At 38.2% G+C, this 21,723-nt stretch carries 18 protein-coding genes and 2 pseudogenes; 3 read left to right on the top strand and 17 right to left on the bottom strand.

What is annotated here, in order from left to right; genetic code table 11:
* Nucleotides 1–41: 41 nt before the first annotated feature.
* Entirely contained in the window at nt 42–596 is a 555-nt protein-coding gene (locus ABLC00_RS06695) for a TetR/AcrR family transcriptional regulator (protein WP_004709592.1), read from the bottom strand.
* 729 nt (nt 597–1,325) lie between these two features.
* Between ABLC00_RS06695 and ABLC00_RS06690 the strand changes: the two are divergent.
* Nucleotides 1,326–1,475: pseudogene (locus tag ABLC00_RS06690) on the top strand (transposase); the annotation flags it as partial.
* Between the two features lie 63 nt (nt 1,476–1,538).
* Here ABLC00_RS06690 and ABLC00_RS06685 read toward each other — a convergent pair.
* A protein-coding gene (locus tag ABLC00_RS06685; RefSeq protein WP_225367773.1) for an IS3 family transposase occupies nt 1,539–2,671 on the bottom strand; the annotation gives its coding sequence in 2 pieces (ribosomal slippage) (nt 1,539–2,419 and nt 2,419–2,671; 1,134 coding nt in all).
* A 90-nt stretch (nt 2,672–2,761) separates the two neighbouring features.
* Between ABLC00_RS06685 and ABLC00_RS06680 the strand changes: the two are divergent.
* Nucleotides 2,762–3,744 (top strand): annotated as a pseudogene (locus ABLC00_RS06680) (IS3 family transposase); the annotation flags it as partial.
* Nucleotides 3,745–4,020: 276 nt separating this feature from the next.
* Here the strand turns inward: ABLC00_RS06680 and ABLC00_RS06675 are convergent.
* The 13 genes from ABLC00_RS06675 to ABLC00_RS06615 form a co-directional block, all read right to left on the bottom strand.
* Entirely contained in the window at nt 4,021–7,026 is a 3,006-nt protein-coding gene (locus ABLC00_RS06675) for a TrlF family AAA-like ATPase (RefSeq protein ID WP_049082713.1), read from the bottom strand.
* Between the two features lie 245 nt (nt 7,027–7,271).
* On the bottom strand, nt 7,272–8,492 hold the full coding sequence (locus tag ABLC00_RS06670) for a chloride channel protein (RefSeq protein WP_033846117.1): 1,221 nt from the start codon (nt 8,490–8,492) through the stop codon (nt 7,272–7,274).
* Nucleotides 8,493–8,795: 303 nt separating this feature from the next.
* Complete coding sequence (locus tag ABLC00_RS06665) at nt 8,796–10,514, bottom strand: biotin carboxylase N-terminal domain-containing protein (protein ID WP_033846262.1); 1,719 nt, start codon at nt 10,512–10,514, stop codon at nt 8,796–8,798.
* Nucleotides 10,514–12,097, bottom strand: a complete 1,584-nt coding sequence (locus tag ABLC00_RS06660; RefSeq protein ID WP_033846118.1) for an urea amidolyase family protein — start codon at nt 12,095–12,097, stop codon at nt 10,514–10,516. Before ABLC00_RS06660 ends, ABLC00_RS06665 begins: the two co-directional genes overlap by 1 nt.
* A 31-nt stretch (nt 12,098–12,128) precedes the next feature.
* Nucleotides 12,129–12,935 carry a putative hydro-lyase gene (locus ABLC00_RS06655; protein ID WP_022574807.1) on the bottom strand — a complete coding sequence of 269 codons (807 nt, stop codon included), beginning with the start codon at nt 12,933–12,935 and terminating at the stop codon, nt 12,129–12,131.
* Nucleotides 12,936–12,946: 11 nt separating this feature from the next.
* Nucleotides 12,947–13,711 (bottom strand): LamB/YcsF family protein, encoded by a 765-nt coding sequence (locus ABLC00_RS06650; protein ID WP_000496072.1) that lies wholly within the window; start codon nt 13,709–13,711, stop codon nt 12,947–12,949.
* A gap of 34 nt (nt 13,712–13,745) precedes the next feature.
* Nucleotides 13,746–14,999, bottom strand: a complete 1,254-nt coding sequence (locus ABLC00_RS06645) for an NRAMP family divalent metal transporter (protein ID WP_080775662.1) — start codon at nt 14,997–14,999, stop codon at nt 13,746–13,748.
* 344 nt (nt 15,000–15,343) lie between these two features.
* The gene (mumR, locus tag ABLC00_RS06640) at nt 15,344–16,255 is read right to left on the bottom strand and encodes a LysR family transcriptional regulator MumR (protein ID WP_004709605.1); all 912 of its coding nucleotides are present in this window, start codon (nt 16,253–16,255) and stop codon (nt 15,344–15,346) included.
* A 90-nt stretch (nt 16,256–16,345) separates the two neighbouring features.
* Nucleotides 16,346–16,525: a zf-HC2 domain-containing protein gene (locus tag ABLC00_RS06635; protein WP_002048456.1), complete on the bottom strand. Its 180-nt coding sequence runs from the start codon at nt 16,523–16,525 to the stop codon at nt 16,346–16,348.
* Nucleotides 16,519–17,139, bottom strand: coding sequence for an RNA polymerase factor sigma-70 (locus ABLC00_RS06630; RefSeq protein WP_033846121.1), 621 nt, complete (start codon nt 17,137–17,139; stop codon nt 16,519–16,521). The genes ABLC00_RS06635 and ABLC00_RS06630 overlap by 7 nt, the downstream gene beginning before the upstream one ends.
* A complete protein-coding gene (locus ABLC00_RS06625; RefSeq protein ID WP_033846122.1) occupies nt 17,136–17,897 on the bottom strand; it encodes a DUF2063 domain-containing protein in 762 nt (253 codons plus the stop codon). The genes ABLC00_RS06630 and ABLC00_RS06625 overlap by 4 nt, the downstream gene beginning before the upstream one ends.
* Nucleotides 17,848–18,711, bottom strand: a complete 864-nt coding sequence (locus ABLC00_RS06620) for a DUF692 domain-containing protein (protein ID WP_033846123.1) — start codon at nt 18,709–18,711, stop codon at nt 17,848–17,850. Before ABLC00_RS06620 ends, ABLC00_RS06625 begins: the two co-directional genes overlap by 50 nt.
* A 69-nt stretch (nt 18,712–18,780) precedes the next feature.
* Nucleotides 18,781–19,056, bottom strand: a complete 276-nt coding sequence (locus ABLC00_RS06615) for a hypothetical protein (protein WP_033846124.1) — start codon at nt 19,054–19,056, stop codon at nt 18,781–18,783.
* Between the two features lie 164 nt (nt 19,057–19,220).
* Here ABLC00_RS06615 and ABLC00_RS06610 point away from each other — a divergent pair, with 164 nt between their 5' ends.
* Nucleotides 19,221–19,823 carry a DoxX family protein gene (locus ABLC00_RS06610; protein WP_033846125.1) on the top strand — a complete coding sequence of 201 codons (603 nt, stop codon included), beginning with the start codon at nt 19,221–19,223 and terminating at the stop codon, nt 19,821–19,823.
* Here ABLC00_RS06610 and ABLC00_RS06605 read toward each other — a convergent pair.
* Nucleotides 19,820–20,617 carry an SDR family NAD(P)-dependent oxidoreductase gene (locus ABLC00_RS06605; RefSeq protein ID WP_033846126.1) on the bottom strand — a complete coding sequence of 266 codons (798 nt, stop codon included), beginning with the start codon at nt 20,615–20,617 and terminating at the stop codon, nt 19,820–19,822. The genes ABLC00_RS06610 and ABLC00_RS06605 overlap by 4 nt on opposite strands.
* A gap of 91 nt (nt 20,618–20,708) precedes the next feature.
* Entirely contained in the window at nt 20,709–21,653 is a 945-nt protein-coding gene (locus ABLC00_RS06600; protein WP_033846127.1) for a DUF4424 family protein, read from the bottom strand.
* Nucleotides 21,654–21,723: the final 70 nt, after the last annotated feature.

Raw genomic sequence — 21,723 nt, 5'->3', positions numbered from 1 at the left:
AAGAAAGCCCAATGATGGGCTTTCTTATTTTAGATTGAATACTAAGATAGGGTTATTAAAAAATATTCTAATAATTTATCTCGTTCATCTGTTTCCTCTTTACTTAAAAGCTGAACCATTGCTCCATCAATCACAAACAAAAACATGTGAGCATCTTCCATTAAAGCTGTGGGTTTGATGGTTAAAAGTAGGCCATGTATTTGGGTCACTAACCAGTTTCTATAATCCACCACCACTCTGTAAGCAGTTGGATAAAACTTTTCAATCTCCAAAATGGCCTTAAAGGGCAAACGGTACAGCCCTTCGAGGTTGGCATGGAGATAAAATATTTTTCTTAGCTTATCAAATACCATAAGTTCACGATATGAATGAATAATAGATAACACCTCTTCTTTTAACCCATCTTTTTGAAAGGTTAAGCACATTTCAATGAACCTTTCTTTTGAATGAAAATGCTTATAAAACGTGGCTTTATTCACTTTGGATTCGGCAATAATTCGGTCAACACCGACTTTGTGAAATCCATACTCCATAAATAAATCTTTTGCTGTATGAAGCACTCTGAGTGCTCTAAATGAAGCTTCTAAATTTGGCATAGTTATACCGTTTAAAATAATTTTTTGTTGTATGTAAAAGAGATAGAAATGCCGTCACTCTTAAATTGAGTGCTAAAAACGGGCATGCAAAAGCGGCACAATAAAGGTGTGCTCGCCTATCTCAGGTTTATTGTTGCTATGATTTTTGAGTCGTAACGATTCTTAAGGTGTAGAAAACCTAGAGTCGATTAAACCGATTTAGAGAGTATTTAAACGGTATAAATAGAGAGATTTTGGCAAAGGCCAAAAATTGAGAAGAATTTGTACGCATGAGCGAACTCCTTTGGCTATAAAAGAAGTTTCACCGCATTACTGCTAAATAATGGTGGCGAAACGAAAGAGGGTTAGCAGACTGGAGCCAAAGAATCCAGCACACCCGAAGGTGTCCCCCTCCCGTTCCGCCGCAGAGGGGGCACGCAGGGATTTCCACAAAAAAGTTAGACTTTTTCGTGTACTTTGGCTGATGGTCTGCTAAAACCAACTGGCAATGTAGGCCAGCCCGCAAAGGATAGTATTCGCTTTTCTTGTCGTCAAGCGTAGGAAATGACATTTGTATTAAAGTAGATCATTAAAAAGAAAGGGCAAATAATTTAGTTTTTATATTTAGAATTAATTTATTAAACCAGTTTATAAAGTCTTTAAGAGGTGGATCAGGAAATTTGAACAACACTTATAAGTGATATTTTGCTCCCCAAATGATGTTATAAACATCAATATATGGAGTATTTTATGGCACGTAGACCAAGAAGAAATCATTCAAATGATTTTAAAGCTAAGGTAGCACTTGCTGCGATTAAAGCAGAAAAAACACTTGCTGAATTGAGTGCTGAATTTGATGTTCATCAAAACCAAATTATCGACTGGAAAAATCAACTGATTTCAGAGGTGGTCCCACATGTTTGAACAACTAAAAGCTTATTTATAAGTGATACTCTGCTCTAGTTAAGCTACCTTATTTTGTTGTGGTAGCTGGTCATAGTAAAACTCATCTGGAGTCATTTTGTCCAGACTCGAATGAGGTCGTTTCAAATTATAAAATTCAAAATATGCGTTTAATTGCTTCTTCGCATCCAAAACATTGCTGTAGGCTTTGAGATACACCTCTTCATATTTAACGCTCCGCCATAATCGTTCAACCATCACATTATCAACCCATCGACCTTTACCATCCATGCTGATTTGGATGTCATTTGATTTCAATACATCAATAAATGCATCACTGGTAAACTGACTGCCTTGGTCTGTATTAAATATTTCAGGTCGACCATATTTTTCAATAGCTTCATTTAATGTTTCTATGCAAAATGTAACCTCCATACTAATCGATACTCTATGCGCAAGTACCTTGCGGCTATGCCAATCAATCACAGCACATAAATAAACAAAGCCTTTTGCCATAGGGATATACGTTATATCCGTAGACCACACTTGATTACTGCGCTGAATAGCCAATCCTTTGAGCAGATATGGATATTTGCGGTGAGCTTGATTAGCCTGGCTTAAATTTGGTTTGCAATATAACGCATTAATGCCCATTTTCTTCATTAAAGTACGTGTATGACGTCGTCCTATATGATGTCCTTGACGATTCAACAAATCACGCATCATACGGCTACCTGCAAAAGGGTATTGCATATGTAACTCATCCATACAGCGCATCAGCTTCAGATCTGATGCACTCACAGGTTTTGGGCGATAGTAATAACAACCACGGGAGACTTTCAGCAGCTGAGCTTGCTTAGATACTGAAATCTGAAGTGAGTCATCGATTAACTTTTGTGGTTGAAGCGGCCCAGTTTCTTCAACACACCTTCTAAAAAATCAATTTCTAATGCCTGCTCACCGATTTTTGCATGTAGTTTTTTTAGATCGATGGGTGGTTCTGTTGGAGCTTTTGATTGATCGAAAGCTTGCGAGGAAGCTGAAATCAGTTGATTTTTCCAGTCGATAATTTGGTTTTGATGAACATCAAATTCAGCACTCAATTCAGCAAGTGTTTTTTCTGCTTTAATCGCAGCAAGTGCTACCTTAGCTTTAAAATCATTTGAATGATTTCTTCTTGGTCTACGTGCCATAAAATACTCCATATATTGATGTTTATAACATCATTTGGGGAGCAAAATATCACTTATAAGTGTTGTTCAAATTTCCTGATCCACCTCTTTTCAGCTTCCTCGCAAGCTTTCGATCAATCAAAAGCTCCAACAGAACCACCCATCGATCTAAAAAAACTACATGCAAAAATCGGTGAGCAGGCATTAGAAATTGATTTTTTAGAAGGTGTGTTGAAGAAACTGGGCCGCTTCAACCACAAAAGTTAATCGATGACTCACTTCAGATTTCAGTATCTAAGCAAGCTCAGCTGCTGAAAGTCTCCCGTGGTTGTTATTACTATCGCCCAAAACCTGTGAGTGCATCAGATCTGAAGCTGATGCGGTGTATGGATGAGTTACATATGCAATACCCTTTTGCAGGTAGCCGTATGATGCGTGATTTGTTGAATCGTCAAGGACATCATATAGGACGACGTCATACACGTACTTTAATGAAGAAAATGGGCATTAATGCGTTATATTGCAAACCAAATTTAAGCCAGGCTAATCAAGCTCACCGCAAATATCCATATCTGCTCAAAGGATTGGCTATTCAGCGCAGTAATCAAGTGTGGTCTACGGATATAACGTATATCCCTATGGCAAAAGGCTTTGTTTATTTATGTGCTGTGATTGATTGGCATAGCCGCAAGGTACTTGCGCATAGAGTATCGATTAGTATGGAGGTTACATTTTGCATAGAAACATTAAATGAAGCTATTGAAAAATATGGTCGACCTGAAATATTTAATACAGACCAAGGCAGTCAGTTTACCAGTGATGCATTTATTGATGTATTGAAATCAAATGACATCCAAATCAGCATGGATGGTAAAGGTCGATGGGTTGATAATGTGATGGTTGAACGATTATGGCGGAGCGTTAAATATGAAGAGGTGTATCTCAAAGCCTACAGCAATGTTTTGGATGCGAAGAAGCAATTAAACGCATATTTTGAATTTTATAATTTGAAACGACCTCATTCGAGTCTGGACAAAATGACTCCAGATGAGTTTTACTATGACCAGCTACCACAACAAAATAAGGTAGCTTAACTAGAGCAGAGTATCACTTATAAATAAGCTTTTAGTTGTTCAAACATGTGGGACCACCTCTTTAAGCGTATAAATAGAAAGACTTGGACAAAAGCAAATAGAGAAGAACTAGTACGGATGTAAAAATCTGTTATGTGTAAAGAAAACTAATCAATTACTTTCAAATGAAAGTGATAGAGCAAAAGAAATAATTAAAAGCCCCTTTGAAGAGGCTTTTTAACAGACAACTATTATAGATTAAAAGAATTTTTACTAGTTAAAGTATCATGCAAACAATTAGGCGAAATATTTACTTCGTCTATTATTGAATGCTTCCAATGTTCCTTCCAATATATTCACAGCATGTTGATTTAAATCATAACTCTCTATCGAACCAGAGGTATAATTAATCGAAAAATTATCTTCTCTATAAAAATCTGTGTAAATAATTTGTTCAGCATCACAAACAATTGCAAGATTCGGATTGTGAGTAACCATTATTATTTGTCTGGTTTTTTTAGCCTCATTCAAAATTGGGACCAAAGAATTTACTACAGTATCATTATCCAAATTTTCTTCTGGTTGGTCTAGGATAATTGGCGTCTTATCTTGATCTACTAATAAATAGAATATCAGTAATAATGCCCCACGTTGACCAGGAGATAATTTTTCTACCTCGGCATTCTGAAAGCGTAAAGAGTACTTAGATTTTATGAAATCTAAACTATAGATAAAATCATAAACATCTTTAGGTGTTGTATTTTTTCTCACCATATCCCCTATACCAGTAGCACCATTTACTTCTTCTAACTTTCCAATAAGTTTTTCAATAAAATTAATACATCCTTCCTTCGTCTCAAGATCATCATGCTTAGATAATTCCTCTAAAGTTTTTTTAATATTATCGGGTGTAAACTCTAACCTACGTTGCATGATTAAGTTTGTTAATTCATCCTGAAAATGTTCAGTTGAGAAGTTCAGTTTTGATACAAACTCAAATTTATTTTTCTCATTAATAAACTTATTTTTCTCGATAGCCTGTTGCACTGGTCCATAGAGAGATTCCCGTATAAGCTTTTTACTTTCCAAAACTTCAAATATTTTGATTGAAATATCTTTTCTCTCAAGCCTTTTTTGAATTAACCGCTGAGGCAATTTTTCTATTAGTTCTAGTTGATATTGAATTCCAAGTAAAGAGTCTTGGGACGAATTGTCTCCCTTTAATTCCAATTTCTTATTATCCCATTTTTTTAAGTTCTCCAAATATTCATTATATTTTTGCAATGGCTCAGATAGTTGTCCTCGAACAGTTTTAACTACGTCACTACAAGTTTCAATTTCTTTTTCTAAATCAACAATTCTGAGAGAATTTTCTGTATTTTTTACATTTAAACTCTCAATTAATTCCACAATTTTCGTTGTATCGATGTCAAATGTAACAATATCATTTTCAATAGATAAAACTTTTAAACTTTCACTAATTTGGTCTTTAAATGTTTGAACCTGTTCTTTTAAAAATTTAGATTTATCAAAAATTTGTTTAGCAAGAAAAATCTTTCTTTGATTCTCAACAATTAATTCGTTGAGTTTTTTCACTTCATCCAATAATTCAATCTGGCGTGAATTATTAGCATCCATCTTTGTCTTTAAAGACTGTTGTTCTGGTGTAAGCACTTCACTTGGAGATTCAACTTCAATAGGCTTAATTGATTCATGATCTTGCAATTCCTGTAACTTTAATTGTCTTTTACTTTCTAAAATATTCCTAACACCTGCTTGTGCTTGAAATTCTAAGTCTTCAATCTCTGTATTTAACTTACTTAGAACAAGTCTGAGTGAAGATAATTGATCATTTAAAGCACTTTCTTTGAACTTAATTAATGAGTCAAGAGATGTACACCCATTTCTATCCTCTTCAGACAAGTAAGAAAATATTACTGAATTGAGTTCATTTTGAAATTCTTTATCCCCCTGATCAGGATTACAAAGTTTTTCAAAATATACCTGTGGAATATAACGGACTCTTTCTGCTTTTCCATGGTCGACACTTGAATCTAATGATTGACATTCTTTTGTACCATTCAACCATGTTATGCTTGCTTCAAAATCTGATGCAAATCCGCCTTTACCTTTGAACCGACCATCTTTTAGGAATGAAAAGAATTTACTACTCGACTTAGAATTACCTAGAAGGGAAATCACGTCAGCCAAGGCGCTCTTTCCACTACCTTTTTTTCCAATTATTGCTACAAGATCATGGCTAAGTTTAAGGTTTGTTCCATCAAGCCAAGTATGATCACTAGATGCAGAAGATTTTTTTGAAATTTCGATTTTATCAATGAAGTAACTGCCTTTACCCTGTTTAACTAATTCTTTTTCTGGCAATTCACCAATATAAATTCTATTTTGGGGTTCTAATGTGGCTTGTACTAAACCCGCAAAAGTCGGATCAGCTTTTATCCATGTGAAACAATTTCCGATTCTATCTTTGTCACTTGTTTTATCTGAAAAATTATGAGCATCGCTGCAATCTAATAATAAATCATTGACACCATTCTGCTTTAGCTTTTGTTTAGCATTATTGAACGTTTCATATGATTCTGCTGAGGTAAAAACAATATGTGCATTATTAATTAAACTTTTTTTAACCGCTATAGAACCATCTGTCCACTTAAGCTGATCCCATTCAGTTTTTCCAATAGCAATTAAGTACTTACCCTTAAAACAACTTTTATCTAAACTTGAAACAATTGATTCAAGACTTAAATTTAGATTATTAAAACCTTCAATTAAATCTGAACCATAATTACTTAATTGATTCTCAGGTACATTTTTCTTAATAGATTTCCCAAGAAGTTCTACTGATTCTCGTGTAACACTATAATTCCAAGGGGACTGCTCTTTCTCTAAAATGTATTTAGCTTGTAATGTATTTAAAAACTGTGATTTTATCTGATCTAAAGGTAAAACTTTTTCATCTGCAAAAATAACATGAAGATTTATACGGTTTAACTTTCCAAATTGAACGCCAGCAAATTCCTGTAATCTGAACTCCACAACTGGTAAAATCAAATCAATATTCTGCAATCGCCCTTTAGCTTTTTCTTGTAGAATACGTTCATATCCATCAATAAAAAAATAATCGTTAATGCCTAATACTTTGAAGGAATCAGGTAGGTTTTCTAAATCTGTTAGATATTTTTCCCAAGTAGCTTCACAATTATCTCCATATTTATGATCAAGAGATTCAGGCGTATGTACATGTAGATCCCACTTTCTCCATTCTGACCCTTTACTAAACATAATAACCCCTTTATTTTTTTAAATTAAAATTCAGTCATTTTAAGTTATTGAATTCTTAAAAATGCTTAGATATTGCACGAATATGTTATCAAACTATAAAACATATAGCTTAAAAAATTCATTAAATTCAAGCAAAAAAGCGTCGAAAATTGAATTTTAAGTTCGAATCAAAAGTTATTATTAGATACAATGTCAAAAATGAGCTGATTAGATTCCCCCCAATCAAGCCCCATGTAAACTACTCACTAATCCATCAACTTTTTACGTCGATACAACCCACAATTTCCAGAAAATAGCGCTGCTAATAAACAAGTAATAATGGCATAAGTCGCAACATTCATTCCAAATAACTCAACAGCTAAAATAATTGAGGTTAACGGTGCCTTACTTGCCCCTGAAAACAGACTGACCAAACCCAAGCCAGCAAGTAATGAGAGTGGTAGGTTTAAAACCGCTCCTAAAGCATTACCTAATGTCGCACCAACATAAAACAATGGCGTAATTTCACCACCTTTAAAGCCTGAACCTAAAGTGATGGCGGTAAATACAGTCTTGTTAAAAAAGTCGTAAAACTCAATCGGCACATAAAAAGATGCAATGATTTTATCTGTACCTAAACCGTTGTACTGCTGATGTGCAGTAAACAGCGTAAGTAGCATAATGATAATACCGCCTACCATTGTTCTTAATGGCAAATAGCGAATGTATTTATAAAATAGATCACTTGCCAAATGAATGGCAGCAATAAAGAAACGTGCAGCAAAGCCAAATACTAACCCCGCTGCAATTAAGCTCATGAGCGTGCCAAAATGAATGGCTGGAAACTCACTTATGACGTAAAAAACATGTGGATGAACTATATCGAATAGCTCAGGAATGGTCGAAGCAATCAGCGCCGACACAAAACATGGAAAAATAGCTGAGTATCTTAAATTACCTAAAGCGGTAATTTCTAAACCATAAATTGCACCCGCCAAAGGCAGGCCAAACACCCCAGCAAAGCCCGCGCCAATACTGGCGATTAAACAGATTTTTCGGTTGTCTTCCGAGATTTTTAATATATAGCTTAAATGGTCAATTAAGGCACCCGAAAGCTGAACTGCTGGCGCCTCACGCCCTGCTGATCCACCAAACAACTGCGTTAAAATTGAGGTAATAAAAATGATAGGACTCATTCGTTTTGGAATAAACGATTTGGGTTGATGAATCTCATCTATGAGTAAATGAGTTCCCCGTTCAATCGGCGAACCATATTTTTTAATGAGATAACCAATACCAAAGCCCACAAAAGGCAGAAAGTAGATGAGCCAGTGATGCAGACTGCGGACTTTGTTTGAAATATCAAAAGCCACAAAGATTAGAGTGGATGCCAGCCCGGCAACGACTCCAATCACAATTGATATGACGAGCCAATAGACACTGTATTTTAGAATTTGATCATATTCAGATGAAGGTAGAATTTTCATTCGCTTTCTTCAATTCGCCTGTGAGTGAGTGCCAAATTCTCAAATTTTTTTTATGCTGCCAGTTCATTAAGTGAGAAATGCTTAAACTGGGCTAAAAATTAAAGCTCGCATAAGCGAGCTTCAAATACAGTGATCAATATTTATACCACTAATCTGTGACAAATATCTCATAACCCGTTCTGGCTTTCAAGTTGAAAATGGTTAATGAAAACCTAAAATATGCCTGATTGAGTTAATTAATAAGCACTCGATTTGACCTGATCAAGCTAAAAACATTATCAGACCAAATAACCTATTCAAATTTTAATTAATACTGGCAATCATGGTTTCAGCATGGCAGGTTGCGCCCTTCTCTGCACTAATCTGAATAACACCACTCCGGTGTGCAAGTACCTGAACTTCCATTTTCATGGCTTCCATAATGGCAACTACTTGGCCTTCTGTCACTTGCTCACCATTTTCCACTTTCCAAGCACTAATCACACCATTAATAGGCGCAAGTAAATGCTCGGCACTGACTTCTGGCTCGGCAATCTGCGCTTGAGCTGCGATTACTGGGCCTTGTGCAAACATACCCGCAGGTAAACCTAAACGGTGTAACTTGCCATCAATTTCAATGTAGCTGAGTAACATCGGTTGTTGATGATTTGGAATACCACGTTTGGTTGGCTTTAACTCTTGCTTAAAGTCATTTTCAATCCAACGCGTATGTACATTAAATTCATTTGTAAAGTCAGGTTCATTAAGTACCGCACGGTGGAAGTCTAAAACTGAAGCCACACCTTCAATTTTAAATTGCTGCAAAGCACGTTTAGCACGAGCAATTGCAACTTCTCGGGTTGGACCCGTCACAATCAGTTTTGCCATGAGTGAATCAAAATGACTAGACACCAATGATCCAGTTCGAACACCTGTATCAACTCGTACCCCGTTACCAAACGGCGCTTCAAACAAACTCAACACGCCAAAGGCAGGAATAAACCCGCGAGCTGGGTCCTCGGCATTAATACGAAACTCAATGGCATGGCCTTGTGCTTTTGGTGTTTCTTTAATAGAAAGCTCATGGCCCTGTGCCACGCGAATTTGCTCAACCACCAAATCGACTTTTGAAGTTTCTTCGGTCACTGGGTGTTCTACTTGCAAGCGCGTATTTACTTCTAAGAATGAAAGCTTACCGTCACGGCTCAGTAAATATTCAACTGTTCCCGCACCCACATAGTTTGCCGCCTGACAAATATTTTTTGCCGAGCTTAAAATTTGTTGATAAATCTCATCGCTAATAAATGGCACTGGCGCTTCTTCGACTAACTTTTGGTTACGGCGTTGCAACGAGCAATCACGTGTACCAAGCACGACAATATTGCCATGTTGGTCGGCTATGACTTGCGCTTCTACATGGCGTGGCTTATCTAAATATTGCTCGACAAAACATTCACCACGGCCAAAGGCAGCTTTTGCTTCACGTACTGCCGACTCATAAAGCTCTTTGACTTCTTCGAGTTTCCACGCAACTTTTAAGCCGCGGCCACCGCCACCAAACGCCGCTTTAATGGCAATTGGTAAACCATATTGTTTAGCAAACTCTAAAGCTTCCTCTGCATTATTGAGTGGGTCTTGCGTACCCTGAACCAAAGGTGCACCAACTGAAGCTGCAATTTTACGTGCTTCGATTTTATCGCCTAGTTTTTCAATGGCACTTGGTGATGGCCCTACCCATTTTAAGCCCGCATCAATCACGGCTTGGGCAAACTCAGCACGTTCAGATAAAAAGCCATAACCCGGATGAACCATGGTTGCTTTCGATTTTTTTGCAACTTCAATAATGGCTGGAATATTTAAATAGGTTTCACTGGCAGTCGCACCAGCCAAGCCCCATGCTTCATCTGCAAGTTCGACATGCATGCTGCCAATGTCGTCATCTGCATATAACGCGACCGATAAAATTCCCATATCACGGCAAGCATGGATAATACGAACAGCAATTTCACCACGATTAGCAATCAATAATTTTTCTGTATTCATCATTCATTCTCAAAATCTGTAAATTCGGCAATTTTTTTAAATTTGATGTGGCAACCTGCCGGAATCTGTGCCACCAAGTCCCAATGGTGTTTAGCAACAGAGGCAATGACCGGATATCCGCCCGTTAAAGGGTGATCATTCATAAATAAAACGGGCTGACCACTCGGTGGAATCTGTAATGCACCAATGCAAGTGCCTTCACTTTCCAGTTCATGGGTAATTTTGCGAGTTAGGGGCTGTTCACCTGAAAGCCTTAGCCCAACTCGGTTGCTTTCATTGGTCACGAGCCATTCTTGCTGACAGAGCAGTTCAATACTGTCTTGTTCGAACCAGTCTGTGCGTGGCCCCATCACAATATCTAGCTCAACCATTTCACCAGCTCGTGGCAAATCGCTTTTGCCCACTTCATTTACACTAATGTTGGCTGCTTTCACATGTCCTTGATAAATGGTATCTCCGAGCTTTAAAGGCTCTGGTCCTAACACCGCCAAGCTGTCAAACGAAGCACTATTAAGTACTGGTTCAACGTCTATACCACCGCGAACTGCCAGATAGTTTCTTAAGCCTACTGTCGGTGGCAGAATTTGAAATTCATCGCCTTCATCCAAATCAATCGGCTGATAGCTTGCAAAGTCTGCGGTTTGACCATCAGCAAATTTCACTCGAATGTTTGAATTTGCCCCAGTAACTGCAATAACACCCGCATGCTGCATTTTGGCTTTTAGCCCACCATTTAAAACTTCAATAACGGGTGTATCAGTTGGGTTACCCACAATACGGTTGGCACTATGCATGGCAGATAAATCCATTGCTCCCGCTACGCCAACACCAATATTGGTCTGGTTTAAACGCCCTTCATCTTGAATGAGCATCTGCAAACTTGGCGCAGTAATCGTAAATAGTGGCACAGATTGTTTAGTCTCCACCTTACGCGTAATTTGCTCCAGCACATTCACTGTTGTTGGGTTATGCGTAACATCCTCAAAATGTACAGTCATGCCCGGTAACAGCAATGCAGGATTTTTACGCTCTAAATCCCACATTTTTTCTGTTGTTGTACCAATCAGCTGCCAGCCACCTGGACTGTCTTTTGGGTAAATACCAGAGTATTTTCCAGCCAAGCCTAAAGAGCCTGACGGTATTTTTTTACGTGGAACCGTTAAGCGCGGAATATCAGTAAAAGGCTTATCGGGACTACTCATATACGCAAAGCCCGGTGCAAAACCAATAAAAGCCACATTCCACACGCTTTGGTGATGTTTTCTAATCACATCGGCAACAGATAAACCTTGCAACTCAGCAACCTGCGCAAGGTCTTCGCCGTTATAGCAAATCGGCACAATCACTTCTTGGCCGCTACGCTCAAATCCAGAATCAACTTTGAGGCTCTGAATTGAAGCAACTAGCGTTTTAAAATTGGTTTCGATCTCATTAAAAAAAACCAAAATTGTTTTTGCAGCAGGGACTAAGTCTTTAATTCCATTCAATTGCGTATTTTGCAATTTATTGTACAACGCCAAAGTTTCCTCTAAGCTCGCAAGCTCAATTAGAAAACAATCGGCGTTTACCGATAAAAAACGCATTTGCTTATCCTTTTAATTCTTCTTTAGCTATTTATCTCATCCAAGCGCGGTCAGGAATATCGGTAATAAACATGTAGCCCGGTGCATGACTAATGGCAAAAGGAATTTTCGAGTTCATCACTGCTGCTTGCGGTGTTACTCCACATGCCCAAAACACAGGAATTTCACCCGCTTCAATACGGGAAGCATCACCAAAGTCAGGTTTATTTACATCCTTAATACCTAAGCTTTCAGGGTGCCCGATATGGACAGGTGCCCCATGTACACTTGGCATACGCGCTGTAATTTTTACTGCTTCACTAATTTGATGAGATGGAATTGGTCGCATGGAAACCACCATATTTCCTGAAATACGCCCTGCCGGTTCGCACTCTATATTGCTTAAATACATCGGAACATTGGTATCGTCATGAATATGGCGAACTTCAATACCCGCTTCTTGCAAAGCGGTTTCAAATGAAAAACTGCAACCAATTAAGAAAGTCACCAAATCAGGATGAGCATTATAAATCTCTCTTGCATCGGTCACTTCATCGACCATTTCCCCATCTTTCCAAATGCGATAACGTGGGAAGTCGGTTCGAATGTCTGAGTCTGCTGCAAGCTTAGTTGCATAAATACCTTCTTCGAGCACATCAAGCACTGGACAGCTTTGCGGGTTACGGTGTGCATAAAGTAAAAAGTCATACGCCCAATCTTTTGGCACCGAAATCATGTTGACCTGTGTCATACCCGCAGCCATGCCTGCTGTTGGTTTATCAAAACCTGCACGGATTTTTAAACGTGCATCTAATGCGGCTTCAAGCTGAGCTGGGTCGACTTTAATATCCTTATACATTGCGCTCTTCCTTATGCTTTATTTACAAATGGGCGAATTTCAATATTGTTTTTTACAAGCTCGGCTTTAATGGCTGCCGACATCTCTAGTGCGCCGTCGGTGTCGCCATGTAGACAAATAGTGTCGGCTTGAATTGGGGTAAATACACCATCAATTGACTCGACCCCACCATTTTTAAGCATAGACACCACACGGCTCGCAACAAATGCCGAGTCGTGTAAAACCGCACCTTCTAAACGGCGAGATACTAGTGAGCCATCACTGTTATAAGCACGGTCTGCAAATGCTTCGGACACAACTTTTAAACCCGCAGCTCTTGCCTGTTCGACTAAGTTCGATCCAGCTAAAGCAACTAGTACGAGTTCAGGGTTATACATTTTAATGGCATCAATTACTGCGGCTGCCTGAGCTTGGTCATGGGCAATGGTGTTGTAAAGCGCACCATGTGGTTTAACGTACTGCACTTTTGAGCCAGCTACTTTAGCCAAACCATCGAGCGCAGAAATTTGGTAAAGCACATCGGCAATAAGCTCATCACGAGACAAGTCCATGTTACGGCGGCCAAAACCTACAAGGTCTGGGTAAGACACATGAGCACCTATGGTCACGCCAAGTTCAACTGCTTTACGAACCGTTTTTAAAATGCCGAGCGGGTCACCAGCATGAAAACCACAGGCAATATTGGCACTGGTCACGACAGGTAAAATCTGGTCATCATTACCCATTTTCCATGAGCCAAAGCTTTCACCCAAATCACTATTTAAATCTACAAACATGGCATTATTCCTTTATCAATTCATGTTGTCTGGCTTAAAGTTTGGTCAAATAGTTAAACACTGTCGTAAATGACATATAACCCATCCACCACGTTAACAGACATGTTAATCCACCTAAAATAAGTAACCATTTTGGATAGTTATAATTACCCATTAAATCTTTACGGCGCGCAGCTACGTATACAAAAATTGTAAGGCCAATTGGTAACACCAAACCGTTAAAACCACCCACAAAAATGAGTAGACCTGCCGGAGTTGCACCCAATAACACATACAGCAATAAAGCCAATGCAATAAAGGTAATGGTCGTATAATTGGTCTGTTTTGGTGTTAAGTTCTTTTTAAATGCAGTAAAGAATGAAACTGAGGTATATGCTGCACCAATCGTGCTACTAATACCCGCCGCCCAGAAAATTAAACCAAATAATTTAAAACCAAATGTGCCTGCCGCATATTGGAATGCTTGGGCTGCCGGATTGGCGTCATGGCTGGCTAAATCAATATGGGCACCGCTCACCACCACACCTAAGAACGCTAAAAACAGCACATAACGCATGATGCCAACTACAACAATGCCTTTGGTTGCAGCTTTAGCAACTTCATCAATATTTTCAGGGCCAACAGCGCCTTTATCGAGTAAACGATGTGCGCCTGCATAGCAGATATAGCCACCCACTGTACCGCCCACAATCGTAGTAATAATGGCAAAGTCGATATGATCTGGAGCAAATGTCTGATGTACAGCTTGACCAACAGGAGGCATTACAATGACGGCCACAATAATAATCAGCAAGATTTTAAGCAGTCCCAACACGATCATGCTTTTATCCATGGCAAGTGTGGCTTTTTTGGAAGCAAAAATCAAAATCGCTAACGCCCCACTTAAAATACCGCCCCACTTTGTATCTAGGCCAAAAAGTGCATTTAAACCTAAAGCTGCACCTGCAATATTACCGACACTAAAGAAAAACCCACCCAAAATCACCAGAAATGCCAGTAAATAACCACTGCCCGGTAAGGCTTTATTGGCAATATCTGATGCACGCATTTGAGTAAGTGTTACGACTCGCCAAATATTTTGCTGGACGACATAATCAATCAGAATGGAAACTAAAATGGCAAAGCCAAATGCCGCACCTAATTTAACTGTAAATACAGCAGTTTGGGTTAAAAATCCTGGCCCCATTGCAGAGGTCGCCATCATAAAGATTGAGGCAACAATGGCCCATTGGCGATCTGATAAAAAAGAAGATTTCAGTAAAGACATATTAATGCGTTCCTCATCCATTTGAGCTTAACAACGCTATTTTCAAGTTGAATCAAGAACACCATTTTTATCCTAAACGATATTCTTTAATCCTTTAAAATGACAAAGATTCCCTATTCCCCAATCAACTTAATCGGTGATCAAATCTTGTGTCTAAAATAAAAACATAGCTAATCCCTACGAACAATAAGACTTTTTACAGAAATTTAAAATTTTAAATAATTGATTTTTATAGTTTTATATTCAAATTGAAATACAGGATAAATTTTACTTATCGATGTGCATAAGCTGTTTTTATGGTTTTACATATAAAACAGCTTTTTTAAACAAGGAAGAATAAGAATAAATGATACTCAAAAAACAGCTTATTTTTTGATTTGCTCATTAAGCCTTTTCATAGCACTCGCCGAGACTTTAACAGCAACCTCGGTTAATTTTTCTTTCAAGGCAACATCGTTACCGTGAATATAAATAGACGTGAAATGAAAAGTTTTTAAGCGAATAGGTGTATTTAATATTTCTAGACGCCCGTCGGTAATTTCCTTTAACGCCGTTAAAGTTGGCACTACCGCAATACCTAAGCCTTGCTCGGCAAGACGCAATAAAGTCGCTAAAGAATAGCTAGTAATTGATAGTGGTTCATCAATCCCTTTTTCTTTCATTCTTGCCTTTAATTCTTTATAGGGGTAGGTAATTTTTGGATAGGTTAAAATGGTATGTGACATCAAGGTCTTAAAAGACATTTGCCCAATTCCACCTTTAAAAGATGGCGCTGCCAAAAAACTTAATTCAAAATCACAAAGTGCTTGTTCAATACACTCAAAAGCTAAGGTTGGCCCGAGTAAAAAGGCCATATCCAAGTCCCCAGTACGTACCCCTTCTTGTAGGTTAGGCGTCAGATCCACCACAATTTCGACCGAAACTTTAGGAAACTCTTGTTGAACTTTTTCGATATATTCGACTAGCCATGTATACACAATCGTTTCGGAAACGCCTAAACGTATAGTTCCTGTGAGATGCTGATTTTCAGTAAGTTCTGCAACTAGGTCGGTTTCTAAACGCATAAACTTTTCGGCATATTTAAATAATGTTCTGCCTTTATGGGTCAATTTAAACTGTCGCAAGCTTCGGTCTAAAACTTTAAAACCTAATTCATTTTCAAGAGATGTGATTTTTTGAGATACCGCAGGCTGTGTCGTTTGTAATTTAGTCGCGGCCTTATTGAAGCTATTTAAAGTCACAACCCAATAAAATGCTTCAAGATTCTTTAAATTCACGTTTCATCCTATCTTAAAAATTCCTTTACTTTTATAGTATGGGAGCTTTTAGCGTGTTAAGGCTAGCAATAAATAAATTTTTAACTAAAGTTAGCCATCCAAATTTTTAAATGCCTTGGAAAGCTGACTAATTGTTTTGATCTGTTTTGCATAACGACGGCATGATCGGCATGCCAATAAATGTAATTGCAAACTACTTTGCTCACGTAAAAACAAAGGTCTATCTTGTTTCTCAGACAAAAGTTGAGTGGCTTGTCGACATGTCAACATGAACAATCCTCCTTCAATAACCATTTATTTTCTAAGCATTCGCGTAATCGAGTACGACTTCGATACATCAGCACATTAAAGTTGGAAATAGATAACTCTAGCTTGCTACAAATCTCATTAGAACTCAGCTCTATCACTTCTCTCATCATAAAAACTTGAGCATATTTGGCTGGTAAATGATCTAAGCAAGCTTCAAAAATTATCCAAAAATCTGACTGCTCTATCATTTCTTCAGGGCTTTGCCATGCTTGAGGTGCTTCATATTTATGCCAGTGTCCTGAAGCATCAAATAATTCATCAACACTGAGTTCACTTTCTTCGTCTTTAAATAATTCAGAGATGGCAACCAAGCGCGACTTTTGCCGAAGTACATCAATAATTTTATTTTTTAAAATAGAAAATACCCATGTTTTGAACGCAGCTCGTCCTTTAAATGAATCTAAATGTTGAAAAGCGCTCGTTAATGCTTCTTGCACCACATCTTCAGCTTGCGGAAGTGAGGACAACTGTAAAAAAGCAAATTTAATCATTTGCTGCCTTAAATCTTGTAAAAAGGCTGGGCTATGCAGTTGATCCCCTAGGTCGTCATGATGTGATGCCGCGGCTGAAGTCATCCTTGTACCTCTTTAAAATCATGGGGAGTTTGAATTAATTTTAGTCGTGTTAAGAGGTTTTTGAGTTCTTGAATTTGCAGATAAATTTCAGACTCAGACAAGTCAGTGAGTACAGAATGAATGAGTGTGAAAATATCATGGTCAGTTAACGCTATATTTTGCGTTAACTGTTCAATCAGCATAGCAAACAAAGGTGAAAGCTGTTCAATACATACTTTATCTTGTTCATCGCGCCAGACCATTACTGCACCTGGTGCAAGTTCAACTTGTTCTGGCATCATTAAGGTCGTCCACGTATAAACGGGATATTGATAAACCAATACCCATACTTTGGTGGTTAACTGCCAAGCACAATTTTTGTGTAAAACATCATTTTCAATTTCGACAGTATCTAAATACAGTTCAAGCCATTCAAACTGCAATAATTCAGCCAGCCAAGAATATTCTTGCAATATCGGATGCTGTTGCTCTGTTAAATACTCTCTAAATTCTAAAGAAATATCATTATATAAAGGTGAGCGGCTCTTAGCTTTTTGAAAGAACTCTAACAGCAATTGTTGCCACTTTAATTCTGGCAACATCGCACGAGCTACCGGATAAACTAACTCAATAAATGAGCTGACATTATTAAAAAGTAAGTCCCGATAAATTTGCATTCGTTGAGCAGGAAGTGCTTGAGGTAATTCCAAATCAGGATCACGAATCCAGTCACAAAACTGTCGTTGCATGGTTTGGAAGGATATTTGATTTCCCTTCATAGCCACTCTCCTGTTGTTGAATGAGTTTAATTTTGGCGAGTTCCTCTTCTAATTCTTGCCATGATGGAATATTAAAGTCGCGTTCCAATAATGTCGGTTTTACTCCACACACTTGATAGGTATATCTCAATAGCTCCCAAACACGGTCACAAACTTCTGCCCCATGGGTATCGATTAATAAGTTCTTCTGAACTTTTTCATGCCCCGCAATATGTAAATAACGGATTCTTTCTTTTGGCATTTTCTGGATAAAACCAAATGCATCGCTACCATGATTGATACTGTTGACATAGATATTATTTACATCAAGGAGCAAATCACAGTCTGCATGTTGCATTACTTCACGGATAAATTCAGCTTCACTCATTTCGGCATTCGGCATTAAATAAGTAGAAACATTCTCTATAACTAATCTTTTTCCTAAAATATCCTGCACACGTAAAATACGTTCAGCCACATATTTAACAGCGGCTTCTGTCATCGGTATGGGCAACAAATCGTATAAATAGCCGCCATCATTTGTATAACTTAAATGTTCAGAATAAATTGGTACATCATATTGTTCTAAAAAGTGTTTTACTTTACCTATAAATTCGAGATTAAGCGGATGCGGCCCTCCAATAGATAATGACAAGCCGTGACAAATTAACGGTGCTTTTTCAGCACACTGTGCAAGTAGTTTTGCATGTCGACCACCAAAACCTAACCAGTTTTCTGGGGCAACTTCGATAAAGTCCGGATATGTTTTTGCAGCTAGAAACGAATCTATAAAGTCACGTCTCAAACCAAGCCCCACACCATTCAACTCCATCATGGTGATTACTCCTTTTGGAAATGATGCCGACACTTACTAGAAGGCCGACATCATCCATGATTAGATTGTTTACTTGGCGCCACACTTGCCATCAGCAACTTTTTTATCTGCCCCGCACTTGCCATCCGCTGCTTTTTTATTTGCTCCACATTTTGCTTCAGCAGACTTTTCGTGTTTTTTCATTTTGTTGGCTCCGCATTTCGCTTCACCACATTTACCATCGGCTGCTTTGGTTGCATGTACTTCGGTTGTTGTATTGGTTGCTGCTACAGCCACTTGCGTAGCACCCGCAAATGAAAGTGCTAATAATGCTGCCACTGAAGTCATTGAGTTGAGTTTGTTCATTTTCGTATTCCTTTAATGCTAATTTCTCGGTTTGTACATATGTACATAAAGTTAGACGGACTAAATCCCTTTTTATTACACCGTAAATAAAAAAAATTTTTATGTAAGAAATACAGTTTCCATCCGACTAATTATTATTCAATCGCATTGGATGTGAAATTAACATGAAGAACTTTATTTATGGCTTATCTCGATATTATCAAAACCTCGGTAAGTCTTTACAACATATTGACGGCATTGCCGCATTGGCTATTCGATTGTACCTAGTCCCCATATTTTGGATGGCGGGCACAAATAAACTGATGCACTTCAATGACATTGTAGAATGGTTCGGCAGTTCAGATGGAGGATTGGGCCTTCCTTTTCCCTATTTAATGGCCGTGCTTGCAACGTCAACTGAACTAGCAGGTGCCATACTTTTAACATTAGGTTTATTTACCCGTTTAATTAGTATTCCTCTTCTTATTACCATGTTAGTTGCAATATTTACGGTACATCTCCCAAATGGATGGCAAGCAATTGCAGACCCGCATGCACCCTTTGCCAACATGCAAGTATTGGCTTCCGCTGAAAAGTTAGATAAAGCTCGAGAGATTTTACAGAACTATGGCAACTATGACTGGCTTACATCGAGCGGTTCGTTTGTTATTTTAAATAACGGAATTGAATTTGCCGCGACCTATATGATTATGCTACTTGCCCTTCTTGTACTTGGAGGCGGCCGTTATTTCAGTTTAGATTATTGGATTAAAAATAAACTACGCTAATCGATTATTGTGCCAGCAGTCATGTTTACAACCGTTGCGGTCATTGAGTTCGCATGTTCCGATGCAAGAAAAGCAACGGTTTCTGCAACTTGTGAAAGTGTCGGTAGTCGTTTTAGTATGGTGCTCTGAGCAGCACCTTCAAGCCATTGTCCTATGCTAAGTCCCATTGCCTGTGCTTTAGACTCAAACAATTCACGTGTATAAGAACCCGCTTGAACAGCATCAATAATTGCATGTGAGCGCACACCGAGTACCCGTATATTCTTAGGGCCTAGCTCACTGGCAAGAGCTTTAATAAAGGCCTCAATTCCAGCACAGCCCACAATATGTCCTAAATGCCCGGGTATCGCCATTCGTGCTGAAGGCGCCACAATTGAAATGATGGTTCCGCCGCGCTTACCGCCCATATAAGGAACCACAGCTTTAGAGATATTAAACTGCGCCGTTAGAAATGGATTTATTGCCCCGACAAACTCCTCAAGGTTTAACTCTAGAATTTCTTTGCCTTGATTATGAATAAAACTGGTCGCATTGATGACGATATCTAAACCACTCGTCGCTTGAGCCATTTGAGCAACTACCTCACTGGTTGCTTGGCTATCTAGCACATCAACACTAACGGTATGTACCGCGCCTTCGTATTTTTGCAGTTGTGTCGCAATGTTTTGCAGTTTATTTAAATCTCTTGCGCATAAATAAACATGTGCTCCTTCACGAAGAAAAACCTGCGCAATCGCAGTTCCAATCGCGCCACTGCCTCCAAAAATTACTGCTACTTTTCCCTTGAGCAACATACGGCATCCTCTTGTTATTGTGCGCCATAGTTAGGTTATGACACACAATCAAAAGTGATGCAATTTTATACAGATTAAAGTTTGTATGAGCTTATGGCAGATGAACAAAAATAACGTCTAAGTCTTGTTTTGGTACAAACTTGGTTTTAGTCATTTGAAATTGAGTCGGACTAATTTTATTGACTTTACCATCCCAACAAAATGAAACCAGTTCATCTTTATCACGTTCAATCGTTAACTTAAAGTTTTCAATAGGCTTTGCCCAGTTAGCACCTGTCGTCAAAATATAACCTAAAGCACTAAACGGCGAATGTTCTGCCTGAGCTTTTTTAAGGCCCTGCTTAAATTGTTTATCCATGCAAAATTGCTTGCTATCTTCATCTGGATAAAGCGCAACAGAACCGCCGACCAAAGGTTTATATTCATGATGAATTTTAGTCAAACCATTTGCTTTAAAAGTTTGCTTCCAGCTATAAATGACTTGAGATGACCACGGGATTACATCATCTTTTTTAAATTGGGCTACAATTTTCTGCATTTGTGGTTTATTACATTGTTTTAGTTTGTCTACATAATCGTCATAATTATCATTGTTGCGCATCCATGGATTGAGCATATCTTTTTCACTAAAACCGCATTGCTTAAACTCTTCAGTTACATCCATTAAAGGAGATTTTTCATCTTTTTGAATAAACGTTCTGACATGCATTTCAGGTTTTATATTTTGGCCATCCACTACAATTTTAAAGCTCTTTAAAAGTGCTTCAGTATTTGCAAAATCTGCTTCAAAAAAGTTATCTACACGTGGTAGCGGAAATAAAATAGTTTCAGTGACATCCTTATTACTTAAATTTTTATATAGATAATCAACTTTAATCATCTTTTTACTAATAAATAAATCTTCACTTTGCATGGCAACTTGTGAGTTTTTTAAATACTGAATGCCACCTGTTCCGACGTAACCCGTCGAGTCATTGGCTAAGCTATAACTTGAGAGCAGAATCAAAACAGCTAAAGTCATTACAAGCTTTTTCATTTTAAAGTCTCTATGTCATTTTTTGATTATGAAATATCAACCTAAATGATAGCTGTTTTAAGACTGTTGA

Source organism: Acinetobacter nosocomialis (assembly GCF_041021905.1).
Taxonomy (GTDB): Bacteria; Pseudomonadota; Gammaproteobacteria; order Pseudomonadales; family Moraxellaceae; genus Acinetobacter; species Acinetobacter nosocomialis.
The sequence above is the reverse complement of the archived record's forward strand: the minus strand, read 5'-3'. Positions and strand labels throughout refer to the sequence as shown.